Origin of the sequence: Xenorhabdus sp. KJ12.1 (assembly GCF_963876495.1) — a bacterium.
GTDB lineage: Bacteria > Pseudomonadota > Gammaproteobacteria > Enterobacterales > Enterobacteriaceae > Xenorhabdus > Xenorhabdus stockiae.
This window is the reverse complement of the sequence record NZ_CAWNQH010000067.1, coordinates 24,910-38,875: the sequence shown is the minus strand read 5'-3', so window position 1 is coordinate 38,875 and position 13,966 is coordinate 24,910. Positions and strand designations below refer to the sequence as shown.

Below are 13,966 nucleotides of genomic sequence, written 5' to 3'. Positions count from 1 at the left end.
GTTAATAAAATTAAATTTTAACAATAAATAAAATTGGAGAATATAGATGAATCGATATGACGTTATTAAAATGGAATCACCATTATCAGATCATGAAAATAAATACATTCATAATAAAAAATATGATATCTGTGTAGTCGGTGGAGGAATTATTGGATTGTGCACGGCTTATTATGCCGCTAAGTCTGGTAAGAATATACTGCTGATAGAAAGGAATACTATCGGAACACAAGACTCAAGCTCAGCAGGACATGTCAGAATGTGGAGAACCGTGTATGATGATCTTGAACATGCTAAATTATCTTTCAAAGCCGGAGAAATGTATCATGATTTAGAAAAAGAGCTGGATTCTAAATTCATGTATATGAATGGGTTACTCAATTTTGGTATCGCCACAGGTGATACACCACAAGGCACTCTATTCGGGCCAGTAAGAGTATTAAAAGAACTCAATAAAAAATATGAAATAATTACCAAAGATGAACTGGAAAGTAAGTATCCTTTCAAAAATCTGCCAGATAATTATATGGGTTTATATAGCCCTGATAATGCAACCATTGATGTCAAAAATATTATCAAAAAACTTGGTCAATACTTGAAAGAGTCAAATAATGTTACCGTTACTGAGGAAACAAAAGTCTGTAAAATAACCAGCCGCCAAGATGGCGTTTCGATTATAACAAACAATGGCAGCTATAAATCTGATAAAGTAGTGATGACTTCTAATGCTTTCACCAATCAAATATTACCTGACTCAGTAGGAATAAGAATAAATTATATTATTTGGGATATGTGCTTTTCATATTATAAACTCACCGGAGAAATTCCAGAAAAAAACTATCCAATGTTTTTTCAATTTGAGAATCCTAAAAATGGTTACAGCAACCTGTTCTATGGCTTTCCTAGTTATGACTTTGCAAGAAAAGGCTTTATCCGTCTGGCGGTAGATTGGGCTTCGTATACTTATGATCATGTGGAAGATAGGTGTTTTGCACCAAAGGAATTAGATATTGATATAACCCGGGATTTTGCCAACAAATATATGAGAGGAGTAGATACAACCCCCATTGATATGGCTAGAGCATTGCATGCTGATTTACCTGATAATACAGCCGTCCTGGATTTTATACCTCAACAATATGACCAATACAAAAATATTATCTTATCATTAGGTGGCTGGTCATTTAAATTTGCCCCATTATTTGGCAAAGCCTGCGCCGATCTTGCATTAAAAGGAAGTACTTCTTTTAATATCTATCCATTCAGGATAGACAGGAAAAATATTATTAAGCCAGCTTAGCTGCCAGGTTTACCTGACTTAGCCTGAGGCGCAATCAACACTTTTTGATAAAAATAAGGTGACGACGCGCCTCAGGTTTGTACCATCTACACTCGCTAACAACAACGCATTCCCCCTTTCCCATCACCACCATAACGTGCATTCTGGCGTTCACGGAAGAATTCTTCATAAGTCATATAAGGTTGGTCAGGATGGTTATCCTTCATATGCTGTACATAAGTATCATAGTCAGGCACTCCCACCAGCATCCGGGCTGCCTGCCCTAAATATTTTCCGGCACGGCCAAGATTACCAAACATAACACTCTCCCATAACTGTTCTCAAAAGTGATTTCCTTAATGCTATACCTTAAAACTATACCTTAAAGAAATACCCCACATAATACAAAACCTATCATGTGGGGTATTGTGATTGCCAAAGCCACTCTATGGCTTAAGTATTAGCATCAGTGCGTAGAAGAAACTTTTACTCCACCTTCCGGAACAGGAACATAAGGCGTTTCTTTATCTGTACGTTCTGGGTTTTTATTCGCGTTTATCGCAGTTTTGATACCATAAATAATGATGCTATAGACCACAATAAGGAACAAAATGCTCAGGCCAGCATTCGTATAGTTGTTCACAACAATATGGCTCATATCATTGATCTGCTGAGCGGTCAGATCTGCTCCGCCTTCCGCAATACGTTGCTTATATTCCTTCGCCAGAAATAAGAAGCCTTCCAGTTTAGGGTTATCACTGAATAATTTCAGCCCCAACGCCCATGTAGTACAAATCAACAACCAAATAGCCGGTACAACCGTTACCCAAATGTACTTAGTACGTTTCATTTTGATCAGTACAACAGTACCCAACACGAGTGCAACAGCTGCCAGCATCTGGTTCGAAATGCCAAAGAGTGGCCACAGGCTCTTAACACCGCCCAGCGGATCGACAACGCCTTGATACAACAGGTAGCCCCACATTCCCACACAGCCCGCTGTACCAATTATACTGGCAATCAGGGAATCCGTTTTTTTCAGCGATGGAACGAAATTGCCCAATAAGTCCTGCAACATAAAACGGCCGGAACGTGTCCCTGCGTCCAGAGCAGTCAGAATGAACAACGCTTCAAACAAAATACCAAAGTGATACCAGAAGCCCATATCTGCGGCCGGAATGATCTGATGGAATACATGAGCAATACCTACCGCCAGAGTCGGTGCACCACCGGCTCGGTTCAGAACCGAAGGTTCACCTATGTCTTTTGCCGTTTGCAGGATTTGGTCAGGTGAAATCACAAATCCCCATGAACTTACCGTGGCGGCTGCCTGAGTGGTGACATCCTGCAAAGCTGCCATAATCACAGGCGCTTCAGATGTTCCCAGATTATGCAAATCCGGCATGGTAATACCCAGTGCAGACGGCGGCGTATTCATGGCGAAATAAAGCCCCGGCTCGATGATGGATGCAGCAACTAAAGCCATGATCGCAACAAATGATTCCATCAGCATTGCACCATAACCAATGAATCGGGCATCCTTTTCGTTTGCCAGTAACTTAGGCGTCGTACCAGAAGAAATCAGGGCATGAAAACCAGATACAGCACCACAGGCGATCGTAATAAATAAGAATGGGAATAACGTGCCTTTCCAGACAGGGCCTGTACCATCAACAAATTGTGTTACAGCCGGCATTTTCAGGTCAGGGTTGAGGATCACAATACCAACCGCCAGACCAACAATCACACCGATTTTCAGGAAAGTTGCCAGATAATCGCGTGGTGCCAAAATCAGCCAAACAGGCAGCAAGGCAGAGATAAAGGCATAGCCAATCAATGCATAAGTAATGGTGGTATCTTTGAAAGTTAAAGCCGGTCCCCAATAAGGATCAGCAGCGACAACACCACCAAACCATATCGCAGCAATCAGCAGCAGAATACCAATAACGGAAACTTCCCCCACTCGTCCCGGGCGGATATACCGCATATAAATGCCCATGAACAGAGCAATGGGAACGGTGGAACAAACGGTAAATACTCCCCACGGACTTTCTGCCAGTGCTTTCACCACTATCAGTGCCAGTACTGCCAGGATAATGATCATAATCAGGAAGCAACCGAACAGGGCGATTGTTCCCGGAACCCGCCCCAGCTCTTCTTTAACGATCTCTCCCAGTGATGTTCCATTACGGCGGGAAGACATGAACAGAACCATAAAGTCCTGTACGGCACCGGCAAGAACGCCCCCCGCCAGCAGCCACAAAGTTCCCGGCAGATAGCCAACCTGTGCCGCCAGCACTGGCCCGACTAACGGCCCGGCTCCCGCAATAGCAGCAAAGTGGTGACCAAACAGGACATTTTTGTTGGTTGGCACATAATTGAGGCCATCATTATTAACAACCGCCGGTGTTGCCCGTGTTGCATCCAGCTTCATCACCTTAGTGGCGATATAAAGGCTGTAATAGCGATAAGCAACCAGATAAACTGCCACCGAAGCAACAACTATCCATAAAGCACTAACATGTTCTCCCCGACGTAGTGCAACAACTCCGAGGCAAAATGCCCCAATTATCCCCAGTATCATCCAGGGGATATGTTTTAAAAATTTATTATTGTTCATAAAACACCCTTTTTAAGGTAAGACGAACAGCAAGTTACCCTTTCATTTCTCCGCTTCTGTACGCCAGTTATCCGACTACCGCAGGAAGCGATACTACTCGCCACACTGTACTATGATACGAAACTTCTTCCGCCGGGATGGGAAGGATCTGCGCTAACGGTGAAATAACACATTAAGCGGTCAGAATCCTTCTATCAGTGGTTTTACAGTGACTTTAAAGTAAATGCTTCGTGAATATACTTATCGTCTACAAACCAAAATCAATGGCATCATCTTTCAGGCTGTTAAAGTCAGCATACTTACCATCAAATGACATGACAGTGTGTTGATCGCCGCATTGCTGCTCAGAGAACCAGTCACATTCAGAAGATAACCGAGGTTCTTCAATCCCCAGCCACGTGGATAGCATAGGTAAAAGATGAAATCCGCTGCGGTAAGCATCGATTCTGGTTTTAACGTTGTAGTCATAGCCAGTAATGACGAAAGGCACCTGATAATTCTGTTTATTGGCATCACTATGGTTCAGATTCTCTTTATCCGTTCCTTTGCGCACAAAAGACAAACCATGGTCAGCAAAATAGAGCATCGTCCAGTTCAGCTGGTTGTGTCTGGCGATATTCTCAATTTCAGCCAATAAACTGTCCGTATTATGGATGCTTTGTACATAACAGGAGATATCTTTGGAGTGAAGATAGTGGCTGTATTTATTATTAGTTCTGGCACAAGCCTGTGGATGTGAGCCCATCAAATGAATGGCAATCAATCTCTTTTTGTGACCCTGTTTCAGGGCATTACGGATATGGGGTAATAAATTTTCATCCGGCATGTAGCTCCTATCATCTGAACTTCCCTCTTTCAGAAAAATAGAGTGCATGGCCTGCTGGCCTATCATTGCAGAAGGGGAATCAAACCCGCCTTTCATACCTTGATTGGAAATCCAGTGAGTTTCAAAACCAGCCTTATTTGCCAGTGTCATGATACTGTTATTCAGCTTGATCTGATTTTCCTGACGAATTGCCAGTGAGTTCGTCAATGAAAGCTGAGTGGATGGTGCAGCAGAAATATAGTTAGTGAATATTGTTCCATTCGTTTTATCCAACCAGGGCGTATTGTTATCAGGGAATCCATATCCCCCTAAAAAATCCCGACGGACGCTCTCGCCAATAACCATAATATAGGTATCGTACTTATCTTCTGTAACTGTAGGCTGCCAGTCATCCTGATATTTGATAACGCTGGCAAACCGGTTATTTTCAGACATAACCTTCACATAACTTTGGTAGGCGTCTTTAAAAAAGCGAATTTCAGGTAAACTGGTATTCAGAAGTCCATAACTATCCACAAAACCCGACTTCACATATCCCTTAACAGGTGACCAAAACGCAGAAATAAAAAACAGTGCCAATAACCACTTCTTACCTTTTGCTGAAAAAGCGGCATTTAATTTTACCGAGCACAACATCAGAATAAAAATAGCAAACACAGTCAAATAAGTTGATACAGGAAACCCACTGATATATTCCAGTGTTTCATTCCGGTTGGTATAAAGCACTGAACCGACAGCGTTAATATCCGGAAAACCGTAGTTGAGACCAAGCGGTGCGTATAATATTCCGACAATGGAAAACAAAGAGATCAGTACGACATATAAACATTTATTACTGGAAGCAAGAAATAAAAAGAATGCGAAAGCACTAAAAACATATATTAATTTTAGCTGATATCCCAAGCAATTATGAATCAGTAATACCAGTAGAAAAAGAGAGATTAAATAAAAAATATTTTTATTTTTATAAAGTGAGGACATAATATTATCGGTATTCCTTATAACCATAAATATTGCTGTAAGTCAGTTCCTTTATTGTTTATAAACCCAGAAAAATGATGGCTATACTAAACAATAGACTTTAATTTCTGATAATACTACGTCATAGCAGACTATTAGAAAACAAAAAACAGCCTGCTTAAAATCACAAAAAAAGATAACTATACACAGTGAATTTCAAGATACATCGCGGCAGCAAGGGAACTCCCCCCCAGGAGCAGAGATAGCTATATAACTGAAGTGAGCGAGCGTAGCCAACAAAGAAGCAACTTGAAAGACGAACTGTATCTATCAATTGAGTACAAAACCGGGAAGCTAGCTGCGCTCAAACATCTCCCGTTCCTCATCCCGTAAGGTCAGAACCCTGAAACCATCATGCGTAACCAGAATAGTATGCTCAAACTGAGCTGATAAGCGGCGATCTTTCGTTGTAACAGTCCAGCCATCTTTATGCAGCTTAACCTCTTTTTTCCCCTGATTGATCATTGGCTCAATCGTGAATGTCATGCCTTCTTCCAGTACAATTCCTTCACCCGCTCTCCCGTAATGCAGAACCTGAGGTTCTTCATGCATACTACTTCCGATACCATGACCACAGTATTCACGGACAACACTATAATTATTCGCCTCAGCATGCTGCTGTATTGTCTGCCCGATATCACCTAATGTGATACCCGGCTTTACAATCCTGATCGCCTTATACAGACACTCTTGTGTGATATCCACCAGCCGTCTGGCATGTGAGGGAACTTCTCCGACACAAAACGTGACGCTGCTATCGCCATAGTATCCCTCTTTTTTTACTGTCACATCCACATTAACAATATCACCATTTTTTAATTTCTTATCGGATGGCCAGCCATGACAAACGACATGATTAACTGATGTATTAACTGTATGGGGAAAACCATATTGCCCCAGACTACCAGGAATAGCTCTCAGTGTATTAACGATATAATTATGACAAAACGCATCTATTTCTAATGTCGTCACTCCGGGGACAATAATCTGACGAACAGCTTCAAGAACCTGCCCTGTCATATGTCCCGCAATTTCCATTCGTTTTATTTCTTCTGAATTTTTAATCAATACGCCAGTACTATCTGCCATTAATTTTCTCTTATTTTTTCAGTAAATAGGGGCTTCTATTAATCATGCCCTTGCATAAGTGAATAACTCAAGCTATTTATTAAAATTTGTTCGCATTATCACTATAGGAAATTCATACTGTAATGAAGCCTTATTGAACTCAACATATTTCTTTGTCAATTATTCAAGTCATTAAGGGTAATAAATGAAAAAGTTCTATCAGTTAAAAATTACACTTACAGAAACAAAACCCGCTATATGGCGTCGCTTCATTGTTCCATCCAATATTTCATTGGATAGATTACATGATGTCATTCAAGTTGTAATGGGCTGGGAAGATAGTCATTTACATGAATTTATTTTGGATTCTAAACGTTTTACCGAAAGGCCTGAAGCACCAGAAGAAGGTCATGAGGAAGGGAAATTCAAACTGGATTCACTCATCAAACGCAAAGGAAGTAAATTCATTTATCTTTATGATTTTGGTGACTCATGGGAACATGAAATCTTGTTGGAAAACAGTAACTATTCACCGGAAGAATTACCCATGCCGATATTCTGCCTCGAAGGAGAACAAGCCTGCCCTCCGGAAGATTGTGGCGGAGTCTATGGTTATAGGGATCTACTTAATATTCTTAAAGATCCAGCCCATGAAGAATATCAGGAAATGTTTGAATGGATACATGGTGAAACTGAAATTTCCCCCGGTGAAGCATTTTTACCTGAAAAATTTTATCCCGAGGAAGTCAATAATATGCTGGCCTTATATTATCGCTGGTCGAGAGATCGTTATCTGTCTTTGTTCGGGTGAATTACTTATACACAATGGATTTCAAAATGCATCGCGGCGACAAGAGAGAGAATCCCCGGGAGCATAGATAACTATGTGACTGGGGTGAGCGAGCGCAGCCAACAAAGAGGCAGCTTGAAAGACGAAGTGTATATAAAGGGCCTTTGCTATTTATCCCGGTGAATAAAATAGCAAGCGTCTTTTATTAATTGTGTATGAAGCTATTTATTTTTTATGGGAAAGGATTATGGATATATCTGAATATCGTGGTGGATGTTTATGCGGCAATATTCGATTCATTGCGGCAGGAACGCCTAATAATCCCCATACCTGTTCATGTACGATGTGTCAGAAACATTCCGGAGCATTGACACTCTGCTGGGTTGAATTTCCGAAAGATTCAGTGCGATGGATTGGAAAGGGTGGCTTTCCTTCTTTATATCGATCCTCTGATTATTCCAGCCGGGCATTTTGTAATCATTGTGGTAGTTCATTAGGTGCGATTGATGATGGCCCGACGATTGGATTAATTCTGGGAAATTTTGATAATCATGAATCAGAAGAATTAACCCCGTTGTCACATTCTTACCCGCCTTCACAACCGAAATGAAAATAATACAGAAAAGAAAATGCCTACTCCGTCCAAGAATAGGCATTTCAGTCAGGTGTTCACAACGATTGTAATTAAAACTTAACAGTCACATTCGTTCTGAAAGTACGTCCCGGTCCCGGCATTAATCCCATTGCTAACGGATCGAGGTAATAGACATCAGTCACGTTATCAATACCTGCCTGAATCCGGATGTTTTTATTAACTTTATATTTCACAAACAGGTCAACGGTTGTGTAAGGTTCCCATTCAACGTGAACCAACACACTTGAACGCTGCCCTTTAACATCACTCAGCCCTACACTAGGTCGGCTACCAAAGTAACTTAGCGTAGCTCCCATATCCAAATCCTGATCAAAAGCACGTCCGCCTAATGTCACTGTATAACTATTCTTCGGCTGGATATGGTTCACAACGTAACTGTCCGGAATCCCCCCCGGATTACAGCGCATTTTAGGATTAATGCTTGCCTGTTCTGGTGTTAAACAAAATAGCGTGTGTGTGTAATATGACCAGCCTAATTCAGCGTAAGCAAAACCCACATCATAACTTGATGAAAGCTCTAAACCACGCCACTCCGCTCTATCAACATTGATCATTGTAAGCTGAGTCTCATACTGACCACGTTTTGCGTTGTTTATTCTGGTCAGATAATCTTTAACTTGTGTATCAAAATAGCTCAGTTTAGTACGGAATTTATCGCCATCCATCAACAGATCATTCTTCAATACATTGATCCCGACTTCCCATGACAGGGAACGTTCAGGTGATAACAGGAGGTTTGTATTCGGAGTCTGAGACCAGCCTTTAGTTGTTTCAAACAGGCTTGGTAACCGGATAGCAGAGCCATACTTGCCATAGAATTGAAGACCTTCTAAAGGCTCAAGGGTCATATTGATAATCGGAGACCAACCACCGGCAGTACGTTCTAATCCCTCTCCGTAGGTAACCTTGTGAGATAGGGGGATCATTTTCCCATCCACATAATCGAATTTTGGGAATATAGGATTATTATCATGGGATTTGAAATATGAATAACGCAAACCACCATCAAGGGTCAGCCAATCGAGAGGCTTCCATTCGGCATTAGCAAAAATATTATAATCATTACGCCATCCTTCCCTAAAAGAACCGCTCTTAAGCACGTCATAGGTCTCATTCTTCGGATAACCAGTAGTTTCATACGTGTAAGATGCGCCATAGGTAAACGAAAGATCCCCATAAGGAAACAGGATCTCTGATGTATTATTAATACCTACTCCCCATTTATCTGTCTGACTATAAGTACGGTCTACTGTTATTCCTGATAAAGGGCTTGAGCTATTAATATGGCTCACAGCTTGGTTATAAAATGCATTAGCTTTTAAATCGACCAGATAATTACCTTCTGGCTTAAAACGATATTGTGCCGTATATGAAGTAACATTAATTTTATTCATAAAACCTTCATAAGGCGCACCGAAACGCACTATTGATGATGGCATTATTTCACCATAGCGGCTGATATATTCGTTTCTAGCCAGTTCAAGGGCTTGACCTTCACCAAACTTCAGCTTTCCTTTCAACAGATGAGAAATATTATCCATTGAGGTATTCAGTACTTCCTCACTCATTCTGTAAGGAGTAAGTCTTTCGGATGAGGAAAAATAGGGTTGAGGCGCATTTTTACCTCTTTTACCCGCATAATAGTTACCATTTTGTCGGCGAGCAAAAGCAGCAACCATATCCAGATATTCACTTTTAAACCCTAATGCAATACTACCATTTCCCCCCGTTGGCCGGAGTCCGCCATGCCGATCCATCCCGTCAGATTCATCATAGGTTTCATAAAGCTTTCTAGTAAAATAATTAGGGGTTCTCGGATAACCACCAACCGTACCCACTTCCGGAGGCCTTGTACTGTTATTATTAAACCCACCAGTCATTCTCACACCGAATGTCTGGCCGTGTAAAACAACATCATTCACATTAAGCGTACTTACCCTGACCACTCCGCCAATGGCTCCATTAGCGTCAGCCCCTGTACTCGGGCCTTTCTCAATATCTACCGAACTAATCAAATCCGGATCTATATATGTGCGTCCGGCAACTCCTGAATAACCACGGTAAATCGTTGTCTCCTGCATGGCTCCATCAACAATAACCGGTGTTCTTCCCTGTCCCTGCATCCCACGGATATTGACATCCAGCGCACCAGAGTTACGGTTCTCACTATTCAGTACACCCGGCGTTCCCTTCAGAAAATCACCCACGGATGTACCACGGCGCTGTTCTACCTGCTCCGCTGAAATATGAGTACTGGAACCGGGGGTCATATAAGGTAAATCAGCGTTTAGCTGTGCTTCACTGAATCCGGAAACTTTAAGCTCTTTAAGTACCACGGTTTCTGGCTTATGAGGATTTTCTGGCGCGGTTTTCGATGTTTTATCAGTGTCTGCTGCGTAAGATGGAAAAACTGTGTTTCCCAGTAGTGCTAATAAAATCCCTGTTCTCAGGTTCAGTGGGGAGCTGAACGAGTTTGTTGATGATTCCACTTTTAATGCTTCCATGTTATGGCTATTAGTTCAGTGTGATAATTAATTCAATTTGAATTTAATTGGGGTAGGAAGTAACTGATGAGCACCAGAATCAGCGAAATATAGACAACCAATGAGTAAAAACGATCCAACCAAAAATAATAATGAAAAGCCGCCCAAACGCGGAGGATTAGGTCGAAAAATAATAGGTATACTCATTTGTTGTGTGCTGCTGGTATATTTGTATCGTTCTTATAAGGACAGTAATGATAATTAATACCAAAAACAAATGCAAACAATAACAATTATCATTACTGGATAATTTATCTTTCCAGCACCACTGAATCAAAAATGACCAACATCGATACATCAGGGAAAATATTTAAATCGAGCCGCTTCGCAATCCCATTTAATAGTCAAAAAATCCGATACATTCCCGATTGCAATCCTGATAACCTACCGTATGACTCTTCCTCTTAATATCAGCCATCGAATCCACAGATGAATCGCACAGATTATCAGTGATAAGATAGTGTTTTCGCCCAGCAGAGGTTCACTAGCGTTCTATCCTTAGCTGATTATATTTAGGTTTTGTCATTTAGATGGGTTGACTGAGTGTCGATAGCCCAACCGAGTCAACAGGAACAATAAAATTGAATCAAATCAACATGAAAGAATCTCCAGCAAAGGATGTAAGCACCCACACTCCCATGATGCAGCAGTATCTGCGCCTGAAAGCGCAACACCCTGATATTTTGCTGCTTTATCGCATGGGAGATTTTTATGAGTTGTTCTATGACGATGCGAAAAAGGCAGCAAAGTTACTGGATATTTCTCTGACCAAACGTGGGCAGTCCGCAGGCCAGCCAATCCCAATGGCTGGAGTTCCTTATCATGCAATTGAAAACTATCTGGCAAAACTGGTTCAACTGGGTGAATCTGCGGCAATCTGTGAACAGGTTGGCGATCCTGCCACCAGCAAAGGCCCTGTTGAGCGTAAAGTTGTACGTATTGTGACTCCGGGGACGGTCACTGATGAAGCATTGCTGCAAGAACGTCAGGATAACCTTCTGGCGGCTATCTGGCATGACAGTCAGGGGTTTGGCTACGCTACTCTGGATATCACTTCCGGTCGTTTCCGTGTTTCTGAAATGGCTGATGAAGATACAATTGCTGCTGAACTCCAGCGCACCCGTCCGGCTGAATTACTCTATCCTGAAGCCTTTGAGCACATGGGGTTGATCGAACGCTATCACGGCCTGCGTCGTCGCCCTATGTGGGAATTTGAACTGGATACGGCAAAGCAGCAGCTAAATCTGCAATTTGGTACCCGTGATCTTATCGGCTTTGGGGTCGAAAAGGCTCCACAGGCACTGCGGGCGGCAGGCTGTCTGCTGCAATATGTCAAAGACACTCAGCGCACGGCTCTGCCTCATATCCGCAATATCACAATGGAAAGCCAGCAAGAGACGGTCATCATGGATGCCGCTACCCGCCGTAATCTTGAATTGACTCAGAACCTGTCTGGAAGCACTGAAAACACCCTTGCCTCTGTGCTCGATCAGTGTGTGACGCCTATGGGCAGCCGTATGTTGAAACGCTGGCTCCATACTCCAATCCGCAATCGTGATATACTGGAAAATCGCCAGCAGGCTATTTCTGCGCTTCAGGAGATAGGCTTTGAGCTACAACCGTTCTTGCGTCAGGTTGGCGATTTAGAACGTGTGCTGGCCCGTCTTGCTCTCCGCTCTGCCCGCCCTCGTGATTTGGCAAGAATGCGCCACGCTTTCCAGCAATTGCCAGATATCCATCAGATCATGGATTCTTCTGACTCTCCGTATATTCAGGCATTACAACAACGTATTGGTCGTTTTGACGAGTTACAGCAACTGCTGGAAAACGCGGTAGTCGAAACCCCGCCTGTTCTGGTGCGTGATGGCGGTGTCATAGCACCCGGTTATAATGCTGAACTGGATGAATGGCGGGCATTGGCTGATGGTGCCAGTGATTATCTCGACAAACTGGAAATCCGTGAACGTGAAAAACTCGGTATTGATACCCTGAAAGTCGGCTTCAATGCAGTGCATGGTTACTATATTCAGGTCAGTCGTGGACAAAGTCACCTTGTGCCAATTCACTATGTCCGCCGCCAGACTCTGAAAAATGCAGAGCGCTATATTATTCCTGAATTAAAAGAGTATGAAGATAAGGTTCTGACTTCCAAAGGCAAGGCTCTCGCCATTGAGAAAGCTCTGTATGAAGAGCTGTTCGACTTGTTACTCCCTCATCTGGCAGCTCTACAAACCAGCGCTGAAGCACTTTCAGAACTGGATGTGCTGGCAAATCTGGCCGAACGAGCTGAAACACTGAACTATACCTGTCCGACATTAACAGACAGAACCGGCATCCAAATCACGGGAGGCCGTCATCCGGTTGTTGAACAGGTTCTCAGCGAACCTTTTATCTCTAACCCGTTAACCCTCTCTTCACAACGTCGCCTGTTAATTATTACTGGGCCGAATATGGGCGGGAAAAGTACTTATATGCGTCAGGCCGCTTTAATTACTTTGCTGGCATATATTGGTAGTTTTGTCCCGGCAGAAAAAGCGGTGATTGGGCCTGTAGACCGTATTTTTACCCGCGTGGGTGCATCCGATGATTTGGCATCCGGGCGTTCGACCTTCATGGTAGAAATGACTGAAACGGCTAATATTCTGCATAATGCGACAGAACACAGTCTGGTGTTGATGGACGAAATCGGTCGTGGCACATCAACTTACGATGGCCTTTCTCTCGCGTGGGCCTGTGCTGAAAATCTGGCTAACCGCATTAAAGCGATGACGTTATTCGCCACCCACTATTTTGAATTGACGACATTGCCTGAAAAATTGGAAGGAGTGGTCAATATCCATCTGGATGCGGTTGAACACGGCGATACCATCGCCTTTATGCATAATGTGCAGGATGGAGCAGCCAGCAAGAGCTACGGGCTAGCTGTTGCCTCACTGGCCGGTGTTCCCCGTGATGTCATCAAACGGGCACGCCAGAAACTAAAAGAGCTGGAGTCACTCTCCAACAATGCAACAGCAGGTCATGTCGATACACCACAGCTGACACTACTGGCGGAAGAAACCTCCCCGGCAGTAGAAGCACTGGAAAACCTGAATCCGGACTCCCTGACGCCACGTCAGGCACTGGAATGGATTTACCGTTTAAAAGACATGGTGTAAAGCATGA

General features: G+C 42.8%; 9 protein-coding genes. 4 read left to right on the top strand and 5 right to left on the bottom strand.

Translation table 11 applies throughout. From position 1 onward, the window contains the following. The first annotated feature begins 46 nt into the window (after positions 1 to 46). Positions 47 to 1,300, top strand: a complete 1,254-nt coding sequence (locus AACS92_RS10105) for an NAD(P)/FAD-dependent oxidoreductase (RefSeq protein ID WP_099111086.1) — start codon at positions 47 to 49, stop codon at positions 1,298 to 1,300. Positions 1,301 to 1,395: 95 nt separating this feature from the next. Here AACS92_RS10105 and AACS92_RS10100 read toward each other — a convergent pair whose 3' ends face one another. The 4 genes from AACS92_RS10100 to map form a co-directional block, all read right to left on the bottom strand. Further along, complete coding sequence (locus AACS92_RS10100; RefSeq protein ID WP_047678653.1) at positions 1,396 to 1,599, bottom strand: YbdD/YjiX family protein; 204 nt, start codon at positions 1,597 to 1,599, stop codon at positions 1,396 to 1,398. 146 nt (positions 1,600 to 1,745) lie between these two features. Beyond that, positions 1,746 to 3,899, bottom strand: a complete 2,154-nt coding sequence (locus AACS92_RS10095) for a carbon starvation CstA family protein (protein WP_099111085.1) — start codon at positions 3,897 to 3,899, stop codon at positions 1,746 to 1,748. 247 nt (positions 3,900 to 4,146) lie between these two features. Continuing rightward, positions 4,147 to 5,706, bottom strand: a complete 1,560-nt coding sequence (locus AACS92_RS10090) for a phosphoethanolamine transferase (protein WP_193756969.1) — start codon at positions 5,704 to 5,706, stop codon at positions 4,147 to 4,149. 333 nt (positions 5,707 to 6,039) lie between these two features. Then, positions 6,040 to 6,834 (bottom strand): type I methionyl aminopeptidase, encoded by a 795-nt coding sequence (gene map / locus AACS92_RS10085; RefSeq protein ID WP_099111083.1) that lies wholly within the window; start codon positions 6,832 to 6,834, stop codon positions 6,040 to 6,042. Positions 6,835 to 7,018: 184 nt separating this feature from the next. Between map and AACS92_RS10080 the strand changes: the two genes are divergently transcribed. Together AACS92_RS10080 and AACS92_RS10075 are read left to right on the top strand one after the other, a co-directional pair. Then, the gene (locus AACS92_RS10080; protein WP_099111082.1) at positions 7,019 to 7,624 is read left to right on the top strand and encodes a plasmid pRiA4b ORF-3 family protein; all 606 of its coding nucleotides are present in this window, start codon (positions 7,019 to 7,021) and stop codon (positions 7,622 to 7,624) included. Between the two features lie 226 nt (positions 7,625 to 7,850). After that, the gene (locus tag AACS92_RS10075) at positions 7,851 to 8,213 is read left to right on the top strand and encodes a GFA family protein (RefSeq protein ID WP_099111081.1); all 363 of its coding nucleotides are present in this window, start codon (positions 7,851 to 7,853) and stop codon (positions 8,211 to 8,213) included. Positions 8,214 to 8,287: 74 nt separating this feature from the next. On the opposite strand, the gene AACS92_RS10070 is transcribed toward AACS92_RS10075, so the two are convergent. Next, positions 8,288 to 10,747: a TonB-dependent receptor domain-containing protein gene (locus AACS92_RS10070; protein WP_193756968.1), complete on the bottom strand. Its 2,460-nt coding sequence runs from the start codon at positions 10,745 to 10,747 to the stop codon at positions 8,288 to 8,290. A gap of 650 nt (positions 10,748 to 11,397) precedes the next feature. Between AACS92_RS10070 and mutS the strand changes: the two genes are divergently transcribed. Beyond that, positions 11,398 to 13,959, top strand: coding sequence for a DNA mismatch repair protein MutS (gene mutS, locus AACS92_RS10065; protein WP_099111079.1), 2,562 nt, complete (start codon positions 11,398 to 11,400; stop codon positions 13,957 to 13,959). Positions 13,960 to 13,966 lie beyond the last annotated feature (7 nt).